General features: G+C 69.5%; 20 protein-coding genes. 17 read left to right on the top strand and 3 right to left on the bottom strand.

Going from position 1 to position 20,426, the window contains the following annotated elements:
- Window positions 1–87: 87 nt before the first annotated feature.
- From OM98_RS00200 to tuf, 6 genes are all read left to right on the top strand, one after another.
- Entirely contained in the window at window positions 88–3,972 is a 3,885-nt protein-coding gene (locus tag OM98_RS00200; RefSeq protein ID WP_010532540.1) for a DNA-directed RNA polymerase subunit beta', read from the top strand.
- Window positions 3,973–4,385: 413 nt separating this feature from the next.
- Window positions 4,386–5,675 (top strand): resuscitation-promoting factor, encoded by a 1,290-nt coding sequence (locus OM98_RS16310; protein WP_010532539.1) that lies wholly within the window; start codon window positions 4,386–4,388, stop codon window positions 5,673–5,675.
- Between the two features lie 599 nt (window positions 5,676–6,274).
- Window positions 6,275–6,649 (top strand): 30S ribosomal protein S12, encoded by a 375-nt coding sequence (rpsL, locus tag OM98_RS00190; RefSeq protein ID WP_010532538.1) that lies wholly within the window; start codon window positions 6,275–6,277, stop codon window positions 6,647–6,649.
- Window positions 6,649–7,119 carry a 30S ribosomal protein S7 gene (gene rpsG / locus OM98_RS00185; RefSeq protein WP_010532537.1) on the top strand — a complete coding sequence of 157 codons (471 nt, stop codon included), beginning with the start codon at window positions 6,649–6,651 and terminating at the stop codon, window positions 7,117–7,119. Before rpsL ends, rpsG begins: the two co-directional genes overlap by 1 nt.
- 86 nt (window positions 7,120–7,205) lie before the next feature.
- Window positions 7,206–9,353: an elongation factor G gene (gene fusA / locus OM98_RS00180; RefSeq protein WP_010532536.1), complete on the top strand. Its 2,148-nt coding sequence runs from the start codon at window positions 7,206–7,208 to the stop codon at window positions 9,351–9,353.
- A gap of 129 nt (window positions 9,354–9,482) precedes the next feature.
- Entirely contained in the window at window positions 9,483–10,670 is a 1,188-nt protein-coding gene (tuf, locus tag OM98_RS00175; protein WP_010532535.1) for an elongation factor Tu, read from the top strand.
- 309 nt (window positions 10,671–10,979) lie between these two features.
- Here the strand turns inward: tuf and OM98_RS15725 are convergent, their stop codons facing one another.
- The gene (locus tag OM98_RS15725; protein WP_010532534.1) at window positions 10,980–11,831 is read right to left on the bottom strand and encodes a YflT domain-containing protein; all 852 of its coding nucleotides are present in this window, start codon (window positions 11,829–11,831) and stop codon (window positions 10,980–10,982) included.
- Between the two features lie 450 nt (window positions 11,832–12,281).
- Here OM98_RS15725 and rpsJ point away from each other — a divergent pair, with 450 nt between their 5' ends.
- From rpsJ to rpsQ, 11 genes are read left to right on the top strand one after another with little or no spacing between them, the layout of a single operon-like run.
- Window positions 12,282–12,590, top strand: a complete 309-nt coding sequence (rpsJ, locus tag OM98_RS00165) for a 30S ribosomal protein S10 (RefSeq protein ID WP_010532533.1) — start codon at window positions 12,282–12,284, stop codon at window positions 12,588–12,590.
- An 11-nt stretch (window positions 12,591–12,601) separates the two neighbouring features.
- Entirely contained in the window at window positions 12,602–13,282 is a 681-nt protein-coding gene (gene rplC, locus OM98_RS00160) for a 50S ribosomal protein L3 (protein WP_010532532.1), read from the top strand.
- Between the two features lie 5 nt (window positions 13,283–13,287).
- Window positions 13,288–14,001: a 50S ribosomal protein L4 gene (rplD, locus tag OM98_RS00155; protein WP_010532531.1), complete on the top strand. Its 714-nt coding sequence runs from the start codon at window positions 13,288–13,290 to the stop codon at window positions 13,999–14,001.
- Window positions 13,998–14,300 (top strand): 50S ribosomal protein L23, encoded by a 303-nt coding sequence (gene rplW, locus OM98_RS00150; RefSeq protein WP_010532530.1) that lies wholly within the window; start codon window positions 13,998–14,000, stop codon window positions 14,298–14,300. The genes rplD and rplW overlap by 4 nt, the downstream gene beginning before the upstream one ends.
- Before the next feature lie 46 nt (window positions 14,301–14,346).
- Complete coding sequence (rplB, locus tag OM98_RS00145) at window positions 14,347–15,183, top strand: 50S ribosomal protein L2 (RefSeq protein ID WP_010532529.1); 837 nt, start codon at window positions 14,347–14,349, stop codon at window positions 15,181–15,183.
- Between the two features lie 15 nt (window positions 15,184–15,198).
- Window positions 15,199–15,480: a 30S ribosomal protein S19 gene (gene rpsS / locus OM98_RS00140; protein ID WP_010532528.1), complete on the top strand. Its 282-nt coding sequence runs from the start codon at window positions 15,199–15,201 to the stop codon at window positions 15,478–15,480.
- 50 nt (window positions 15,481–15,530) lie between these two features.
- On the top strand, window positions 15,531–15,884 hold the full coding sequence (rplV, locus tag OM98_RS00135) for a 50S ribosomal protein L22 (protein WP_010532527.1): 354 nt from the start codon (window positions 15,531–15,533) through the stop codon (window positions 15,882–15,884).
- A gap of 10 nt (window positions 15,885–15,894) precedes the next feature.
- Window positions 15,895–16,743: a 30S ribosomal protein S3 gene (gene rpsC / locus OM98_RS00130; protein ID WP_010532526.1), complete on the top strand. Its 849-nt coding sequence runs from the start codon at window positions 15,895–15,897 to the stop codon at window positions 16,741–16,743.
- A gap of 5 nt (window positions 16,744–16,748) precedes the next feature.
- Window positions 16,749–17,168, top strand: coding sequence for a 50S ribosomal protein L16 (rplP, locus tag OM98_RS00125; RefSeq protein WP_010532525.1), 420 nt, complete (start codon window positions 16,749–16,751; stop codon window positions 17,166–17,168).
- Window positions 17,168–17,401: a 50S ribosomal protein L29 gene (gene rpmC / locus OM98_RS00120; protein ID WP_010532524.1), complete on the top strand. Its 234-nt coding sequence runs from the start codon at window positions 17,168–17,170 to the stop codon at window positions 17,399–17,401. The genes rplP and rpmC overlap by 1 nt, the downstream gene beginning before the upstream one ends.
- Before the next feature lie 20 nt (window positions 17,402–17,421).
- Window positions 17,422–17,739 (top strand): 30S ribosomal protein S17, encoded by a 318-nt coding sequence (gene rpsQ, locus OM98_RS00115; RefSeq protein WP_010532523.1) that lies wholly within the window; start codon window positions 17,422–17,424, stop codon window positions 17,737–17,739.
- 110 nt (window positions 17,740–17,849) lie between these two features.
- Here the strand turns inward: rpsQ and OM98_RS00110 are convergent, their stop codons facing one another.
- The gene (locus OM98_RS00110; protein ID WP_010532522.1) at window positions 17,850–18,254 is read right to left on the bottom strand and encodes a hypothetical protein; all 405 of its coding nucleotides are present in this window, start codon (window positions 18,252–18,254) and stop codon (window positions 17,850–17,852) included.
- 82 nt (window positions 18,255–18,336) lie between these two features.
- Window positions 18,337–19,968 carry an inorganic phosphate transporter gene (locus OM98_RS00105; protein ID WP_010532521.1) on the bottom strand — a complete coding sequence of 544 codons (1,632 nt, stop codon included), beginning with the start codon at window positions 19,966–19,968 and terminating at the stop codon, window positions 18,337–18,339.
- Window positions 19,969–20,426 lie beyond the last annotated feature (458 nt).

Below are 20,426 nucleotides of genomic sequence, written 5' to 3'. Positions count from 1 at the left end.
CCGCGCGCAGCGCGCGGCCCCCGGGACCCCCGCCCCCAGCCCCTGATCACTCAGACCACGAACGACTGATTCGAGAGAAGGACACCTGTGCTCGACGTCAACACCTTCGACGAGCTGCGGATCGGCCTCGCGACCGCCGATGACATCCGCGCCTGGTCCCACGGCGAGGTCAAGAAGCCGGAGACCATCAACTACCGCACCCTGAAGCCCGAGATGGACGGCCTGTTCTGCGAGCGCATCTTCGGTCCCACCCGGGACTGGGAGTGCTACTGCGGCAAGTACAAGCGCGTGCGCTTCAAGGGCATCGTCTGCGAGCGCTGCGGCGTGGAGGTCACCAAGTCCTCCGTGCGCCGTGAGCGCATGGGCCACGTGGAGCTCGCGGCCCCCGTCACCCATATCTGGTACTTCAAGGGCGTGCCGAGCCGTCTCGGCTACCTCCTGGACCTGGCGCCGAAGGACCTCGAGAAGGTCATCTACTTCGCCGCCTACATGATCACCGCCGTGGACGAGCAGGCCCGCCACGAGGACCTGCCCGACCTGCAGGCTCGCTTCGACCTGGAGGTCAAGGAGCTCGAGAAGGACCGCGACGCGGCGATCAACGACCGCGCCGTGGCCGCCGAGCGCGACCTCGCCCAGCTCGAGGAGGAGGGCGCCAAGGCCGACGCGAAGCGCAAGGTCCGCGACTCCGCCGAGCGCGAGCAGGCGCAGATCCGCAAGAAGGTCGACGCCGAGATCGAGCGCGTCACCCGCGTGTGGGAGCGCTTCAAGGGCCTCAAGGTCGCCGACCTCGAGGGAGACGAGCAGCTCTACCGCAACATGAAGCTGCGCTACGGCATGTACTTCGAGGGCGGGATGGGCGCCGAGGCGATCCAGAAGCGCCTGCAGGACTTCGACCTGGACGCCGAGGCCGAGACCCTCCGCGAGATCATCGCCACCGGCAAGGGCCAGAAGAAGGCCCGCGCCCTCAAGCGTCTCAAGGTGGTCTCCGCCTTCCGCTCCACCACCAACTCGCCCGAGGGCATGGTGCTGGACTGCGTCCCGGTGATCCCCCCGGACCTGCGTCCGATGGTGCAGCTGGACGGCGGCCGCTTCGCGACCTCCGACCTCAACGACCTGTACCGCCGCGTGATCAACCGCAACAACCGCCTCAAGCGGCTGCTGGACCTCGGCGCCCCCGAGATCATCGTGAACAACGAGAAGCGCATGCTGCAGGAGTCCGTGGACTCCCTGTTCGACAACGGCCGCCGCGGCCGTCCGGTCACCGGGCCGGGCAACCGCCCGCTGAAGTCGCTCTCGGACATGCTCAAGGGCAAGCAGGGCCGGTTCCGCCAGAACCTGCTGGGCAAGCGCGTGGACTACTCGGGCCGCTCCGTCATCGTGAACGGTCCCCAGCTGCGCCTGCACCAGTGCGGCCTGCCCAAGGGCATGGCGCTCGAGCTGTTCAAGCCCTTCGTGATGAAGCGCCTGGTCGAGCTCAGCCACGCCCAGAACGTCAAGGCCGCCAAGCGCATGGTCGAGCGCGCCCGCCCCGAGGTCTGGGACGTGCTCGAGGAGGTCATCACCGAGCACCCGGTGCTGCTGAACCGTGCGCCCACCCTGCACCGCCTGGGCATCCAGGCCTTCGAGCCGCAGCTCGTCGAGGGCAAGGCCATCCATCTGCACCCCCTCGTCTGCGCCGCCTTCAACGCGGACTTCGACGGCGACCAGATGGCCGTGCACCTGCCGCTGTCCGCCGAGGCCCAGGCCGAGGCGCGCATCCTGATGCTCTCCAGCAACAACATCCTCAAGCCCTCGGACGGTCGTCCGGTGACCATGCCCGCGCAGGACATGATCATCGGTCTGTACCACCTGACCACCGAGCGCGAGGACGCCGCCGGCGCCGGCCGTGCCTTCGCCTCCGTGGCCGAGGCGATCATGGCCCACGACGCCGGGGAGCTGCACCTGAACGCCCCCGTCACCATCCGCTTCACGGACCTGGTGCCGCCGGCGGGCTGGGAGGCCCCCGAGGGCTGGAGCGAGGGCGACCCGATCACCCTCACCACCACCCTGGGCACGGTCTACTTCAACGAGACCCTGCCCGAGGACTTCCCCTACGTGGAGGGTCAGGTCGGCAAGAAGCGTCTGGGCTCGATCGTGAACCAGCTCGCCGAGCAGTACCCGAAGGTCGAGGTCTCCGCCTCGCTGGACGCGCTGAAGTCCTACGGCTTCTCCTGGTCCACGCGCTCCGGCGTGTCCTTCGCGCTGTCCGACGTGGTGGCCCCGCCGAACAAGGCGGAGATCATCGCGAAGTACGAGGCGAAGGCCGCCCAGGTGCAGGAGAACCGCGACCTGGGTCTGGTCTCCGAGGCCGAGCGCAACGTCGAGCTGATCGACATCTGGTCCGAGGCGACCAACGAGGTCGACAACGCGATGCGCGAGAACTTCGAGCGCACCAACACCATCTTCCGGATGGTCGACTCGGGCGCCCGCGGCAACTGGATGCAGATCCGCCAGATCGCCGGCATGCGCGGCCTGGTGAACAACCCCAAGGGCGAGATCATCCCGCGCCCGATCCTCTCCAACTACAAGGAGGGGCTCTCGGTCCTGGAGTACTTCATCGCCTCGCACGGCTCCCGCAAGGGCCTGGCGGACACGGCGCTGAAGACCGCCCAGTCGGGGTACCTCACCCGTCGTCTGGTCGACGTCTCGCAGGACGTCATCGTCCGCGAGGCCGACTGCGGCACCTCCAAGGGCCTGACCCTGCCGATCGCGGTGGAGGACGCCGGCGCCCTGGTGCCGGCCGACAACATCGAGACCACGGTCTACGGCCGCACCCTCGCCACCGCCGCCATCGGCGCGGACGGCGAGGAGGCGATGCCGGCCGGCTCCGAGGTGGGCGACGTGCAGATCGAGGCGCTGATCGCCGCCGGGGTGCGCGAGGTCAAGATCCGCTCCGTGCTGACCTGCGACTCCGCCGTGGGCACCTGCGCGATGTGCTACGGCCGCTCGCTGGCCACCGGTCAGCTGGTGGACATCGGTGAGGCCGTCGGCATCATCGCCGCCCAGTCCATCGGCGAGCCCGGCACCCAGCTGACCATGCGGACCTTCCACACCGGTGGTGTGGCCAGCGCCGACGGCGACATCACGCACGGTCTGCCGCGTGTGCAGGAGCTCTTCGAGGCCCGCACCCCGGCCGGCTTCGCGCCGATCACCGAGTCCGCCGGCCGCGTCGAGGTGGAGGAGAACGACAAGCAGCGTCGGATCACCATCACCCCGGACGACGGCACCGACCCCGTCACCTACACCGTCTCCAAGCGCGTGACCATGCTGGTGGCGGACGGCGAGCACGTCGAGGTGGGCCAGCAGCTCTCCCAGGGCTCGGTCGACCCGAAGCAGGTGCTGCGCATCCTCGGCCCCCGCGCCGTGCAGCAGCACCTGGTGGACGAGGTGCAGAAGGTCTACATCTCCCAGGGTGTGGACATCCACGCCAAGCACATCGAGGTCATCGTGCGGCAGATGCTGCGCCGGGTGACGATCATCGAGTCCGGGGACACCGATCTCCTGCCCGGTGACTTCACCGAGCGCGTCACCTTCGAGCGCGAGAACCGCAAGGCGCTGTCCGAGGGCACCCAGCCGGCCTCCGGCCGACCGGAGCTCATGGGCATCACCAAGGCCTCGCTGGCCACCGACTCCTGGCTCTCCGCGGCCTCCTTCCAGGAGACCACCCGGGTGCTCACCGAGGCGGCCCTGAACCGCAAGAGCGATTCGCTGGTCGGCCTCAAGGAGAACGTGATCATCGGCAAGCTGATCCCCGCCGGCACCGGGCTGTCCCGGTTCCGCCGGATCGCGGTCGAGCCGACAGACGAGGCCAAGGCGCAGATGTACCAGGTGCCCGGCTACGACGAGCTGGACTTCTCCGGCTTCGGCCAGACCGGCTCGGTGAACCTGGACGACATCGACTACGCGGACCCGTTCCGGACGGACTTCCGCTGACGCGACCGGGCCCGCGGCCCCGGCGGCCCATCCGCTGATCCGCTGAGTCCTCGCTCCCGGCACGGGGCGGTCCCACCTCACGGTGGGGCCGCCCCGTTTCCGTGTCCTGACCTGTGGCGGGGCCCACCCGGGGGAGCCGCGCAGGTGATGGGGGAGTGACGGGGGCGACCCCGAGTGTCATGCCTTCGTCAAGGATCGCTGGGAATCCCCCCAAAGCCTTCTGGTCACCCTTCCCCAAAGGTGTCGCGCCCGGAACGATGGATCCCGGCGGCACGAACGGCGCGATCTTCCTCCGCTGCGCCCCGGAACCCCCGGGGATGCGCTCGCGCCGCCGCCCCGCCCCGATCCGGGGCGCATGCGTGTCAGGGAACCAATGCGTCGGCCGCCCGCCGACGGTGGAAGAGGTGGATGCAGTGAAGAAGACCCCGTGGATCGTCGGTGCCGCGACCGTCGCCGTGCTGAGCATCGGCGGCGGCAGCGCCGCCTACGCCGTCTCCAACGAGGCCGAGGTGACCGTGTACGGCGAGCAGAGCTCCGTGCGCACCTTCAGCACGACCGTGCAGGAGCTGCTGGACGCCCAGGGCATCGAGGTCAAGGACACCGACCTGGTGATCCCGGACCTCGGCGACGAGGTCACCGACGGCATGGAGATCCACGTCGTCGAGCGCCGCCCCGTCACCGTCACCATCGACGGCGAGGAGCAGGAGCTGCTCACCACCGGCACCACCGTGCAGGACGTGCTGGACGAGGTCGACTTCGAGGCCGAGGACGCGCGGATCACCCCCGAGCCCGACGCGGAGCTCTCCGCCGAGGACGCCTCCGTGGAGATCGTCACCAGCAAGTCCGTCACCTTCAAGGGGCAGTACGGCAAGGGCACCTTCCAGGTGACCGCCCTGACCGTCGACGAGGCCATGACCAAGGTCCTCAAGAACATCGAGGACACCGACACCGCCTCCGTCGACCGCGACTCGATCCTCGAGGACGGCGCCACCATCACCGTCGAGCGCATCCGCGAGGAGGAGCGCACCGAGACCGAGGACGTCGACTTCGAGACCACGACCGTGGAGGACGACTCCCTGTACGAGGGCGAGACCGAGGTCCGCACCGAGGGCGTCAAGGGCGAGGTCGAAAAGGTCTACAAGGACACCCTGGTCGACGGCGAGATCACCGAGAGCGAGCTCGTCTCCGAAGAGACCGTCACCGAGCGCACCGACAAGGTCGTGGCCGAGGGCACCAAGGAGAAGCCGGCCGAGGACACCTCCTCCGAGTCCTCCTCCGGGAGCAGCAGCTCCGAGGAGAGCACCTCCGAGCGCGAGGACGAGTCCTCCTCCCGCAGCGAAGAGCGCGAGTCCACCGAGGATTCCGCCGAGGAGGAGAGCACCGAGGAGGAGAGCACCGAGGAGGAGAGCACCGAGGAGGAGTCCTCGAGCTCCGAGGAGGCCCCGGCCGTCTCCAACGGCTCCACCTGGGACCGTCTCGCCCAGTGCGAGTCCGGAGGCAACTGGTCCATCAACACCGGAAACGGCTACTACGGCGGCCTGCAGTTCAACAAGGGCACCTGGCTGGCCTACGGCGGCGACCAGTACGCCTCCTCGGCCCACCTGGCGACCCGCGAGCAGCAGATCGCGATCGCCGAGAAGGTGCAGGCCAACCAGGGCTGGGGCGCCTGGCCGTCCTGCACCTCCAAGCTCGGCATCCGCTGAGCCGGCGCGGGGGAGGCCCCGCCGCAGAACCACCGACGCGAGCGCGTCGCGGACCCCGGTCCGCGGCGCGCTCCGCGCGTGCTGGGGGTGACACGGAGCCCGTGCCGACCCGCTGTCCGGAGCAGGACACGCCCCGGCGCGGGGGAGCGTGTGATCTGCGTCGGACCTCCCCGCATCCTTTGACCGTGTCACGGGGCGTCACTAGACTGGCAGGTGCGTCCGGAGTGCCCTCTGGTCGTGACTTGGGACTGGTCTCGTCCCCGTCTCCCGTCTCCCGCCCCCGAGGCGGCCGGGAATACCGGGCGCCTCGCATCCGTTGAGGAGCCCGGGACGGCGGGCGAGACGCTGGGAGTCCCCCGTGAGGAGCGGATCCTCGCGGCGTGCCCGATTCCGGATGAGAGTGCCATGCCTCGGCGCCTCGCCCCCGGGCACCGATCACGGTCCTCGGACGCCCGACCGGTGCCATCACCGGACGGGCGGGTCGATCCGCCAGCTCCCCGGGCATGGGGACGGCGCATCGGGTCGCCGGCCGCGGTAGCGGTCGACGAAGGTGATCCGCCTGGTCCAACAGACCCGGCGGCCGAACAGGAAGAGAATCTGTGCCCACGATTCAGCAGCTGGTGCGCAAGGGGCGGAAGGACAAGTCCTCCGCCTCGAAGACGCCGGCGCTCAAGGGTTCGCCCCAGCGCCGCGGCGTCTGCACGCGCGTCTACACCCAGACCCCCAAGAAGCCGAACTCGGCGCTCCGGAAGATCGCGCGTGTGCGCCTCTCGAGCGGCATCGAGGTCACCGCGTACATCCCCGGTGTCGGCCACAACCTGCAGGAGCACTCGATCGTGCTCGTCCGCGGCGGCCGTGTGAAGGACCTGCCGGGCGTGCGCTACAAGATCGTGCGCGGCTCCCTCGACACCCAGGGCGTGAAGGGCCGTCAGCAGGCCCGGTCCCGCTACGGCGCGAAGAAGGAGAAGAAGTAATGCCTCGCAAGGGAGCAGCTCCCAAGCGCCAGCTCGTGGTCGACCCGGTCTACGGGTCCCCCCTGGTCACCCAGCTCATCAACAAGATCCTGCTCGACGGCAAGAAGACCGTCGCCGAGCGCATCGTCTACGGCGCTCTCGAGGGCTGCCGCGAGAAGAACGGGCAGGACCCCGTCGCGACCCTGAAGAAGGCTCTCGACAACATCCGTCCCTCCCTCGAGGTCCGCTCCCGCCGCGTCGGCGGTGCGACCTACCAGGTGCCGATCGAGGTCAAGCCGGGCCGTTCCACGACCCTGGCCCTGCGCTGGCTGACGAGCTACTCGCGTGCTCGTCGCGAGCACACCATGACCGAGCGCCTGATGAACGAGATCCTCGACGCGTCCAACGGCCTCGGCGCCGCGGTGAAGCGTCGCGAGGACACCCACAAGATGGCCGAGTCCAACCGGGCCTTCGCGCACTACCGCTGGTGAGTGGACCGGGGGTCCGCCATCCGGCGGGCCCCCGACCCACCCCCGGCCCACCGACCATCACCTGATCTCTCGAAAGGCACAAGCCCGTGGCACTCGCAGTGCTCAGCGACCTCACGAAGGTCCGCAACATCGGCATCATGGCCCACATCGATGCCGGCAAGACCACCACGACCGAGCGCATCCTGTACTACACCGGCGTCAACTACAAGATCGGTGAGACGCACGACGGCGCCGGGACGATGGACTGGATGGAGCAGGAGAAGGAGCGCGGCATCACGATCACGTCGGCCGCGACGACCTGCTACTGGAACGACAACCAGATCAACATCATCGACACCCCCGGGCACGTCGACTTCACCGTCGAGGTGGAGCGCTCCCTGCGCGTGCTCGACGGCGCCGTCGCCGTCTTCGACGGCAAGGAGGGCGTCGAGCCCCAGTCGGAGACCGTGTGGCGCCAGGCCGACAAGTACGACGTGCCGCGCATCTGCTTCGTCAACAAGATGGACAAGCTCGGCGCGGACTTCTTCTTCACCGTGCGCACCATCGTCGACCGCCTGAAGGCGAAGCCGCTGGTCATGCAGGTGCCGATCGGCGCCGAGAGCGACTTCAACGGCGTCGTGGACCTGGTGGAGATGAAGGCCTACGAGTGGCCCGACGTCTTCCCGGAGGACGCCCCCAAGCTCGGCAAGAAAAAGGGTGACGCGGCGCTGGGCCAGTACCAGGCCGAGATCCCGATCCCCGCCGACCTGCAGGACACGGTGGACGAGTACCGCGCCAAGCTGGTCGAGGACGTCGCCGAGAGCTCCGAGGAGCTCATGGAGGCCTACCTCGAGGAGGGCGACCTCACCGTCGAGCAGCTCAAGGCCGGCATCCGCCACCTGACCGTGAACTCCGAGGCCTACCCGGTCTTCGCGGGCTCCGCGTTCAAGAACAAGGGCGTCCAGCCCATGCTCGACGCGGTCATCGACTACCTCCCCTCACCCCTGGACGTGCCCCCGATGGTGGGTCACGACGTCAAGGACGAGGAGAAGGAGCTGACCCGTCGCCCCGACTGGGACGAGCCCTTCTCGGCGCTCGCCTTCAAGGTGGCCACCCACCCGTTCTTCGGCACGCTCACCTACGTGCGCGTGTACTCGGGCCAGGTCGCCTCGGGCCAGCAGGTCCTGAACGCCACCACCGGCAAGAAGGAGCGCATCGGCAAGCTGTTCCAGATGCACTCCAACCAGGAGAACCCGGTGGAGGAGGCCTTCGCGGGCCACATCTACGCGTTCATCGGTCTCAAGGACACCAACACCGGCGACACCCTGGCCGATCCGGCCAACCCGATCGCCCTGGAGTCCATGAGCTTCCCCGAGCCCGTGATCAACGTGGCCATCGAGCCCAAGACCAAGGGTGACCAGGAGAAGCTCTCGGTCGCGATCCAGAAGCTCGCCAAGGAGGACCCGACCTTCCAGGTGGAGCTGGACGAGGAGACCGGCCAGACCGTCATCAAGGGCATGGGCGAGCTGCACCTCGACATCCTCGTGGACCGCATGCGCCGCGAGTTCAAGGTCGAGGCGAACATCGGCAAGCCTCAGGTCGCGTACCGCGAGACCATCAAGCGGGTCGTCGAGAAGTTCGACTACACCCACAAGAAGCAGACCGGTGGCTCCGGCCAGTTCGGCAAGGTGCAGATCACCTTCAGCCCGCTGACCGATGCCGAGGACGGCGTGTTCTACGAGTTCGAGAACAAGGTGACCGGTGGCCGCATCCCGCGGGAGTACATCCCCAGCATCGATGCGGGCATCCAGGACGCCCTGCAGTCCGGCATCCTCGCCGGCTACCCGGTCGTGAACGTGCGCGCCTCGCTCATCGACGGCGCCTACCACGACGTGGACTCCTCCGAGATGGCCTTCAAGATCGCCGGTTCCATGGCGACCAAGGAGGCCCTGCACAAGGCGCAGCCCGTGCTCCTCGAGCCGGTCATGGCCGTCGAGGTGCGGACGCCGGAGGAGTACATGGGAGATGTCATCGGCGACCTGAACTCGCGACGCGGGCAGGTCCAGTCGATGGAGGACGCGAGCGGGGTCAAGATCGTCCGTGCTCTCGTCCCGCTGTCCGAGATGTTCGGTTACGTCGGCGACCTGCGGTCCCGCACCCAGGGTCGTGCGATGTACACCATGCAGTTCGACAGCTACGCGGAGGTCCCCAAGTCCATCTCGGACGAGATCATCGCGAAGACCCGGGGCGAGTGAGAAGTTCGGGGGGAGCAGGTAGCCTCTGCTCCGGCTCCCCCCGCTTCCGTCGGAGCCGCCCCCTCGGGTGGGATCCGATCCCGATCCACTGAAGTACCCAGAGATTCAACGTCCTAGGAGGACACCACCATGGCGAAGGCCAAGTTCGAGCGGACCAAGCCGCACGTCAACATCGGCACCATCGGTCACGTCGACCACGGCAAGACGACCCTGACGGCTGCCATCTCGAAGGTCCTGTACGACCGCTTCCCCGAGCTCAACGAGAAGCGCGACTTCGACCAGATCGACAACGCGCCCGAGGAGAAGCAGCGCGGGATCACGATCAACATCTCGCACATCGAGTACCAGACCGACAAGCGCCACTACGCGCACGTCGACGCCCCGGGTCACGCCGACTACATCAAGAACATGATCACCGGCGCGGCCCAGATGGACGGCGCGATCCTCGTGGTCGCGGCGACCGACGGCCCGATGGCGCAGACCCGCGAGCACGTGCTGCTCGCCAAGCAGGTCGGCGTGCCCTACCTGCTGGTGGCTCTCAACAAGTCCGACATGGTCGACGACGAGGAGATCCTCGAGCTCGTCGAGATGGAGGTCCGTGAGCTGCTCGGCTCGCAGGACTTCGACGAGGACGCCCCGGTCGTGCAGGTCTCCGCGCTCAAGGCCCTCGAGGGCGACGAGAAGTGGGTCAAGTCCGTGCAGGAGCTCATGGAGGCCGTGGACGAGTCCATCCCGGACCCGGTCCGCGACATGGACAAGCCCTTCCTGATGCCCGTCGAGGACGTCTTCACCATCACCGGCCGCGGCACCGTCGTGACCGGCAAGGTGGAGCGCGGCAAGCTCGCCATCAACTCCGAGATCGAGATCGTCGGCATCCGTGCGCCCCAGAAGACCACGGTCACCGGCATCGAGATGTTCCACAAGCAGATGGACGAGGCCTGGGCCGGCGAGAACTGCGGTCTGCTGCTGCGCGGCACCAAGCGTGACGACGTCGAGCGCGGTCAGGTCGTCGTGAAGCCGGGTTCGATCACCCCGCACACCAACTTCGAGGCGCAGGTCTACATCCTGTCCAAGGACGAGGGCGGCCGTCACAACCCGTTCTACTCGAACTACCGTCCGCAGTTCTACTTCCGCACCACCGACGTCACCGGCGTCATCGAGCTGCCCGAGGGCACCGAGATGGTCATGCCCGGCGACAACACCGAGATGACGGTGGAGCTCATCCAGCCCATCGCCATGGAGGAGGGCCTCGGCTTCGCCATCCGTGAGGGTGGCCGCACCGTGGGCTCCGGCCGCGTCACCAAGATCACCAAGTGATCGCCGCGGGGGCGACCCCGCAGCCGTGACGCCCCGCCTCGGCGGGTGCTGAGCACCAGAAGGGCCCCGGACCGGTAACGGTCCGGGGCCCTTCTGCATGCCCGGGAACGGGCGGGCTCCCGGGGTTGCCGGCGCTTCGGCCCCGCCCCGGCGCTCGCCCCCGCTCGTGGCGCCGCCGAGGCCCCTCGCGCCAGCGCCCTTGCCCCTCACGCCACCGCCTTGGCCCGTGTGCCACCGCGCGTCCCGGACGCACCGCGCCCCCGCTCCGCCGAGGGGCGGGACGGGGGCGCGGTGGAGCCGGGGGAGCGGTCAGCGGGAGGCGTCGTCCTCCGTGGTCGTGGACCCAGGGGCCTGCGGGGGCCGGTCGGCGCGCTCCGCCGCATCCTGCGCGGGGACCCGGCCCGCCTGCTGCGGCGCCGCCTGCTCCTCCGCGGCCGCGGGGCGCCCGTAGCTGGGCCGGTGAGCGGCCGGTGCGGAGGGCCCGGCCGGGGCGTCGGCGGTGGCGGGCCGCCCGTAGCTGGGTCGCGGCGCGGAGCCCGGGGCGGGAGAGGTCGAGCCCGTCGCGGGCGAGGCGGGGCCGTAGGGCTGCGCGGCGTGCGCGCCCGTGGTCGGCACCGCGGCCTGCGGGCCGGTGGGGGTGCGCACGCCCGGGCCGCCGCCGGACACGGGGCCCCCGGCGCCGGTGCGGGCCAGGATCTCCCGGGCGGCCTCGGCGTGGGAGTGCTCCACCATCAGCTCGTACTGCATCGGGATGGTCGCCACCATCGAGGTGAAGTCGCGCTTGCCACCGGTGGCCGCGTATCCGATCACCGCCCACACGGTGAAGAACACGATGCCCAGCAGCACGCTGGAGAGGATCACCAGCGGGCTGGAGGGATTGATCAGCAGCAGGATCAGGCCCACGAACAGCCCCATCCACACGCCCGAGAGCACCCCCTGGCCGATCACCCGCCCCCAGGTCTTGCGCCCGGTCACGCGCTCCATCAGCTTCAGATCGGTGCCCACGATCATCGCGTTCTGCACCGGGAAGTGGTTGTCGGCCAGGGTGTCCACCACGGCCTGCACCTCCGCGTAGGTGCTGTAGACCCCCAGCGACCGGGGGTACTCGAGCTTGTACAGTCGTGCGGTCAGCGGCGAGGCCGCCTGCGGTGATTGGCTCATGGCGCCACGGTAATCCCCTCACCACCATGTCTCCTGGACGTCGGGTGGGCGTCCGTGGGACGTCGGCAGGGATCGGGATGCCCGGTTCGCCGCCTCGTGACCGGTGGCGGGGGCCTGTGATGTGAGCCGGTGCACCGCCGGCCGCCTTGTGGGGCCTCGCGCGGCTCTGGCAGACTAGTCGAGTTGTCCGCGCGGGCCGCCATGCCCGGTTCCGTTCTCCGTGTCGCCCTCGGGCGCCGCGGCGAATGATCACCGGAGGAGGTCCGTCCCCAGGATGCGAACGACGCGAGACCGCGTCGAGAGCGCATCGCAGGAGGGATCAGACGCGGACGCTGCCGATCCTCGGCGGTCCGATGCTGGGCGCCCGTGCGCCCCGCGGAGGCCGACACGCCCGTCCTCGGGTGTCGGGAGGAACGGCATTCATGACAGACGAGAGAGAGACAGGACGCCATGGCGGGACAGAAGATCCGCATCCGGCTCAAGTCGTACGACCACGAGGTGATCGACAGCTCGGCGCGCAAGATCGTCGACACGGTCACCACCGCGGGTGCGACGGTCGTGGGCCCGGTGCCGCTGCCGACGGAGAAGAACGTGTTCTGCGTGATCCGTTCTCCCCACAAGTACAAGGACTCCCGTGAGCACTTCGAGATGCGCACGCACAAGCGACTGATCGACATCGTCGATCCCACGCCCAAGGCCGTGGACTCGCTGATGCGCCTCGACCTGCCCGCGGACGTCAACATCGAGATCAAGCTCTGAGGCAGGTCGACATGAGCAACGAACTGACGGGACAGCGTGCCCACGCCGTGTCCGGCGTGCTCGGCACCAAGCTCGGCATGACCCAGGTCTGGGACGAGAACGGCAAGTTCATCCCCGTGACCGTCGTGCAGACCGGCGCCAACGTCGTCACCCAGGTGCGGTCCGCCGAGACCGACGGGTACGACGCGGTCCAGATCGCCTACGGGCAGATCGATCCCCGCAAGGTGTCCAAGCCGCTGAAGGGCCACTTCGAGAAGGCCGGCGTGACCCCGCGCCGTCACCTCGCGGAGCTGCGCACCTCCAACGCCGGCGAGTACACCCTCGGCCAGGAGATCGACGCCTCGATCTTCGCCGCGGGCCAGAAGGTCGACGTGGTCGGCACCTCCAAGGGCAAGGGCACCGCCGGTGTCATGAAGCGCCACGGCTTCGCCGGCGTCGGCGCCTCCCACGGTGCGCACCGCAACCACCGCAAGCCGGGCTCGATCGGTGGCGCCTCCACCCCCGGGCGTGTGTTCAAGGGCCTGCGCATGGCCGGCCGCATGGGCAACGCCCGCACCAGTGTCCAGAACCTGACCGTCCACGCGGTCGACGTCGAGAAGGGCCTCGTGCTCGTCAAGGGTGCCGTCCCCGGCCCCAAGGGCGGCCTCGTGCTGGTCCGCTCGGCCGCCAAGAGCCCCGTGAAGGAGGCCTGAGCCCGATGGCAGAGAACCTGACCGTCGACGTGCTCGACCCGGCCGGCAAGAAGTCCGGGACCGTCGAGCTCCCCGCGTCGATCTTCGACGTCCAGACCAACATCCCCCTGATCCATCAGGTGGTCGTGGCCCAGCAGGCGGCTGCCCGACAGGGCACCCACAAGGCCAAGACCCGGGGCGAGGTCCGTGGCGGCGGCAAGAAGCCGTACAAGCAGAAGGGCACCGGTCGTGCCCGCCAGGGCTCGCTGCGCGCGCCGCAGTTCGCCGGCGGTGGCACCGTCCACGGCCCCGTGCCGCGCGACTACGCCCAGCGCACCCCCAAGAAGATGAAGGCCGCCGCCCTGCGCGGTGCCCTCTCCGATCGCGCCCGCAACGGCCGCGTGCACGTGGTCTCCGCCCTGCTCGAGGGTGAGGCCCCGTCCACCAAGGCCGCGCGCACCACGCTGTCGAACGTCTCCGACCGTCGCCACCTGCTGGTGGTCGTCCGTCGCGACGACGACGCCGGTGCGCTCAGCTCGCGCAACCTGCCCGCCGCCCACGTCCTGTACGCGGACCAGCTGAACACCTACGACGTCATGCTCAGCGACGACGTCGTGTTCACCGCCGGTGCGCTCGAGGACTTCGTGGCGTCGGCGACCCTGTCCCTGCCCACCTCCGGCTTCGCCGCCCAGCGCTCCGGCGCCGCGGCCGCCGTGGCAGACGAGGAGAAGTCGAAGTGACCGCGCTGAACAAGGATCCCCGCGACGTCCTCGTCGCGCCGGTGGTCTCCGAGAAGAGCTACGGGCTCATGGACGAGGGCAAGTACACCTTCCTGGTGGCTGCCGACGCCAACAAGACCGAGATCAAGATCGCCGTCGAGAAGATCTTCGACGTCAAGGTGGCCTCGGTGAACACCATCAACCGGCAGGGCAAGTCGCGTCGCACGCGATTCGGCATGGGCAAGCGCAAGGACACCAAGCGCGCCATCGTCACCCTGACCGACGGAGCCATCGACATCTTCGGAGGATCGGTCGCCTGAGCGGCCGGTCACCGAGGAATCGAAGAGAGTCTGAGGGAAACCCATCATGGGAATTCGTAAGAGCAAGCCGACCACGCCGGGCCGCCGCGGCTCGAGCGGTGCGGACTTCGTCGAGATCACCCGCGATTCGCCCGAGAAGTCGCTGGTCCGTCCGCTCTCCAAGAGCGGCGGCCGCAACAGCAACGGTCGGATCACCTCCCGTCACCGCGGTGGCGGGCACAAGCGGGCGTACCGCGTCATCGACTTCCGTCGTCACGACAAGGACGGCGTGAACGCGAAGGTCGCGCACATCGAGTACGACCCGAACCGCACCGCGCGCATCGCGCTGCTGCACTACGCGGACGGCGAGAAGCGCTACATCCTCGCCCCCGCCAAGCTGCGTCAGGGCGACTGGATCGAGAACGGCGCCGGCGCCGACATCAAGCCCGGCAACAACCTGCCGCTGCGCAACATCCCGCTCGGCACCGTGATCCACGCGATCGAGCTCAAGCCGGGCGGCGGCGCCAAGATCGCCCGCAGCGCCGGTGCCTCCGTGCAGCTCGTCGCCAAGGAGGGCCGCTTCGCGCAGCTGCGCATGCCCTCCGGCGAGATCCGCAACGTCGATGCGCGCTGCCGCGCGACCATCGGCGAGGTGGGCAACGCCGAGCAGTCCAACATCAACTGGGGCAAGGCCGGCCGCATGCGGTGGAAGGGCAAGCGCCCCCACGTCCGCGGCGTGGTCATGAACCCGGTGGACCACCCCCACGGTGGCGGCGAGGGCCGCACCTCCGGTGGTCGCCATCCGGTCTCGCCCTGGGGTCAGCCCGAGGGCCGCACCCGCAAGCCGGGCAAGGAGAGCGACAAGCTCATCGTGCGCCGTCGTCGGACCGGCAAGAAGCGCTGATAGGGAGCCAGAAACATGCCTCGCAGTATCGCCAAGGGCCCGTTCGTCGACGACCACCTGCAGAAGAAGGTGGACGCGCAGAACGAGAAGGGCACCAAGAACCTCATCAAGACCTGGTCGCGCCGCAGTGTCATCACTCCGGACTTCCTGGGTCACACCTTCGCAGTGCACGACGGTCGCAAGCACGTCACGGTGTTCGTCACCGAGTCGATGGTCGGCCACAAGCTCGGCGAGTTCGCCCCCACGCGGACTTTCAAGGGCCACGAGAAGGACGACAAGAAGGGCCGCCGCCGCTGACCCCGGTCAGCACGGCAGCACTTCTCGAATTCGAGAGAAAGCAGGAAACGATGGAAGCCAAGGCGCAGGTGCGGTACCTCCGCATGTCGCCCATGAAGGCTCGCCGCGTTGTCGACCTGATTCGTGGCAAGAGCACGGCCGAGGCCCTGGACACCCTGCGGTTCGCCCCGCAGGCCGCCAGCGAGCCCGTCCTCAAGCTCGTGCAGTCCGCGATCGCCAACGCTCGCGTGAAGGCCGATCAGGCGGGGGAGCGCTTCGACGAGCGCGAGCTCGTCGTCTCGGCCGCCTATGTCGATGAGGGCCCGACCATGAAGCGGTTCCAGCCGCGCGCTCAGGGTCGTGCCTTCCAGATCAAGAAGCGCACCAGCCACGTCACCGTGGTGGTCGCTCCCGTGAACAAGTAAGGAGTCCCGAATGGGCCAGAAGGTCAATCCGAACGGGTTCCGCCTCGGGATCACCACGGAGCACAGCAGCCGGTGGTTCGCCGATTCCACCAAGGAGGGCCAGCGGTACCGCGACTACGTGAAGGAAGACGTCGCGATCCGCAAGCTCATGTCCGAGGGGCTCGAGCGCGCCGGCATCTCCAAGGTCGAGATCGAGCGCACCCGTGACCGCGTCCGCGTGGACCTCCACACCGCCCGCCCGGGCATCGTCATCGGGCGTCGCGGCGCGGAGGCCGAGCGTCTGCGCGGCGAGCTGGAGAAGCTCACCGGCAAGCAGATCCAGCTGAACATCCTCGAGGTCAAGAACCCCGAGAACGATGCGCAGCTGGTCGCCCAGGGCATCGCCGAGCAGCTCGCCGCCCGCGTCTCCTTCCGTCGTGCCATGCGCAAGGGCATCCAGTCCGCGCAGCGTGCCGGCGCGAAGGGCATCCGAGTGGCCGTCTCCGGCCGCCTCGGCGGCGCCGAGATGAGCCGCAGCGAGTTCTACCGCGAGGGGCGCGTGCCGCTGCACACCCTCCGCGCGAACATCGACTACGGCTTCTACGAGGCCCGCACCGCCTTCGGCCGCATCGGCGTGAAGGTCTGGATCTACAAGGGCGACGTCACCGCCAAGGAGCTCGCGGCCCAGCAGGCCGCCTCGCAGGGTCAGGGTCCGCGCTCCGGCGGACGCGGCCCGCGTGCCGAGCGTCCCCGCGGTCGTCGCAACGAGCGCAACGCCAACGCCCGTCGCGGCGAGGGCGGCGAGGCTGCCCAGCAGTCCTCCGCCCCCGCCGAGCAGGCGTCGGCCCCCGCGCAGCAGCAGCCCGGAACGGAGGCCTGAGCGACATGCTGATCCCTCGTCGGACCAAGCACCGCAAGCAGCACCACCCGACCCGCAGCGGCATGGCCAAGGGCGGCACCGAGCTGGCCTTCGGTGACTTCGGCATCCAGGCGCTCGCGCCGGCCTACGTCACCAACCGTCAGATCGAGGCGGCGCGTATCGCCATGACCCGCTACATGAAGCGTGGCGGCAAGGTGTACATCAACATCTACCCCGACCGACCGCTCACCAAGAAGCCTGCCGAGGTCCGCATGGGCTCCGGCAAGGGCTCCGTGGAGTGGTGGGTCGCGAACATCAAGCCGGGCCGCGTCATGTTCGAGGTCGCCGGCGTCCCCGAGGAGGTGGCTCGCGAGGCGCTCCGCCTGGCGATGCACAAGCTCCCCATGAAGTGCCGCATTCTGAGCCGAGAGGGTGGTGACATCTGATGGCAGCGACCAAGCTCACCGCCGATGAACTCGACAAGCTGGACGACACCAAGCTGTCCGAGGAGCTGGCGAAGGCCAAGGACGAGCTGTTCAAGCTGCGTTTCCAGTCCGCGACCGGCCAGCTCGAGAGCTCCGGCCGCCTGCGGTCCGTCAAGAAGGACATCGCACGGATCTACACGATCCTGCGCGAGCGCGAGCTGGGCATCCGTCAGGCTCCCGGCTCGGCCGAGTGACCGCGAAGCGAGGAACAGTGATGACTGAGAACACCACCCCCGAGGTCGAGGAGCTCGAGAAGGAGAGCGCGCACGCGTCCTCCGGCGAGCGCCCCTACCGCAAGACCCTGCGCGGCTTCGTCACCTCCGACAAGATGGACAAGACCATCGTGGTCGAGGTCGAGGAGCGCGTGAAGCACGCCCTGTACGGCAAGGTCATGAAGAAGACCAACAAGTTCAAGGCCCACGACGAGGAGAACACCGCCGGCATCGGCGACCGTGTCCTCATCATGGAGACCCGCCCGACCTCCGCCACCAAGCGGTGGCGCCTGGTCGAGGTCCTCGAGCGCGCCAAGTGATCCCTCGGCGCCCGCCCCGACAGGGGAGGGCGCCGACCGGACCCGGCACCGGCCCGGTCACCCCTCACGGGGTGGCCGGGCCGTTCCCGTACCCGGGGGAGCGCGGCCGCTCAGGGCGCCAGGAGGACGAGCAGCGCCCCGGCCAGGGCGTCCTCGGCCCGGGGCGCCGGCACCTCGCGCGTCCCCTCCGAGGTGCGCAGCTCCACCAGGTAGCCGCCCGCCTCGGTGCGGCGCAGGGCGGCGAAGGCGTCGCCGAGGGCGTCCCGGAGCTGGTCCTCCCGGGGGATCCACAGCGCCTCGGACTGCTCCACGGAGTCCAGGGCCCACTCGGTGGTGCCGTTGAAGCGGAAGATGCGCTCCCCGACGCGGCTGTGGCCGAGCTCGATCACCATCGAGGACAGCATGAAGGGCTGCTCGCGCAGCTGCTCGTTGTCGATGACGAACCAGTCCCCCTCGGCGGGGTCCCAGAGCAGACCGGCGAGCTGGAGGCGGCGGGCGACGGCGATGTCGATCATGCGGCCAGTCTAGGAGCCCCGGGCGGTCGTGCCCGGTGCACGGGCGGGGATCGGCGAGGACCGCGCCCCGGGCGGTGCAGGCTCAGAACAGGGCGCGGAGCGCCAGGGCGCAGACGGCACCGAGGCCGGCCGCCGCGGGGATGGTGGTCACCCAGGCCAGGGCGATCGGCCGCATCAGCTTCCAGTTGGCCGAGCGGTTCACCAGGCCGATGCCGAGCACCGCGCCGATGAGGATGTGGGTGGAGGACACGGGCAGGCCCAGCAGGGACGCCCCCATCACGACGCTCGCGGCGGCCAGCTCGGCGGCGAAGCCGGAGGCCGGGTGCATCCGGGTGAGCCCGGTGCCGACCGTGGCGATGACGCGCTTGCCCACGAACCACAGGCCCACGATCAGCGCGATGCCGAAGGCCAGCAGGGCCGCGGTGGGGACGGCGGACTCCTCGCGCACCGAGCCGCTGCGGAGGACGTCGAGCACGGCGGCGAAGGGGCCGATCGCGTTGGCGATGTCGTTGGAGCCGTGGGAGAAGGCGAAGGCGGAGGCGGTGAACACCTGCATCCAGCTGAACAGCAGGAAGGTGGAGCGGGAGAGCTCCTGGTCGCGCAGGGCGCGGGCGGCGATGAACACGGCCATCCAGACGGCGACGCCGACCATCGCCATGATCAGCAGGTTGCCCTCGATGCCGATCTGCAGGTGGAGGTTCTTCAGACCCTTGAACAGCAGCATCGCGGTGATCACCACGGCGCCGACGGCGGCGAACAGCGGCACGAAGACGATCAGGGCGCGGTGCGCGTGGACCTCGCGGGCCTGCTGCTCGAGGCTCTCCAGGGTCGGGTCCGGCTCCGCGGCGTCCCCCGCCCGGGCCGCGGCGAGCTCGGCGGCGACCGGGTCCGCGTCGTGGACAGGGGTGGGGGAGCCGGTATCGGCCGACTGCTGGATCTCGTCGAGGCGCTCGTGGGCGGTGCGGTGGCGATGGGCGAGGTGCTGCTCGCGGGCCTCCCGCAGGGCGGCCAGGCGCTCGTCGACCTTCTCGTTGTAGACCAGGATGTGGTGCCGGATCGCGCCGTAGAGCAGGTAGGCGACCAGGCCGCCGAGGGCGGGGGAGAGGAACCAGGAGACGACGATCTGGCCGATCTCGCTCCACTGCACCATCTCCAGGCCGCCCACCCCGGAGACGATGCCGATGGTGACGGCGGCGCCGACGATGCCGCCGATGATCGCGTGGGTGGTGGAGACCGGCCAGCCCATGCGGGTGGCGATGAGCAGCCACACCGCGGCGCCCAGCAGGGCGGACATCATGATCACCACGAAGTCCATCGGGTCCCCGGCGATGGTCTCCAGGTCCACGATGCCGCTGCGGACGGTGTCGGTGACCTCCCCGCCGGCCAGGACGGCCCCGGTCACCTCGAAGACGGCGGCCACCAGCAGCGCCTGCTTCATCGACAGGGTGCCGGCGCCGACGCTGGTGCCGAAGGAGTTGGCGACGTCGTTGCCGCCGATGTTGAAGGCCATGAACAGGCCGAACAGGATCGCCAGCAGCAGGATGATCCGCGGGGCGTCCGCCAGCGCGTAGTCCAGCGTCCAGGCGGTGAACAGCACCAGGGTCAGCGCCCCGACGAGGCCGAAGGACAGGTTCCACCAGCGGTCGGGACCGAGCAGGCCGCCGCGGGCGCTGCCGTCCTCGGTGATCGGGGGAGGGGCCGTGGGGGTGGACATCGGCTCTGCCGTCTCCTGCCTGCCGGGCCGGAGGGCCCGTGCTCGCGGGTGGGGGCACGCGGGCGCGGGAGCGCGCGTGACGCGGGCGGTGGGGATGGTGGACGGGGGACGTCCGAGCGATGACGATACGGTGTCCGGGCGCCCGATGCCTCCCGACCCCGTGCCGCCTGCATCACGTCGGGCCCGTGGACGCCCTCGCATGAGCAAGGACACAGCCGTCCGTCCCCGGCCGCCCTTCCGCCCACGGGCGCGGAGCCCGTATGCTTGCAGGGTTGCACTTCCTGGTGCGCCCGTCCGCGGGATCACGAGGGAGGCGCGGACGGCAGCGTCCATCCCCCGACGGAGACCTCGCACCGCTCGCCCGGCCCCGGCCCAAGAGCATGTGCCCGAGTCCGACGGAGGGTTTTTTGATGCCCGCCGCCGTCCGTTCCGACGAGGACCCCCGCGGTGCTCCGTCG

This window comes from Brachybacterium squillarum M-6-3, assembly GCF_000225825.1.
GTDB lineage: Bacteria > Actinomycetota > Actinomycetes > Actinomycetales > Dermabacteraceae > Brachybacterium > Brachybacterium squillarum.
Note: the sequence above shows the minus strand (reverse complement) of the source record. Positions and strands in the feature narration are given on the sequence as shown.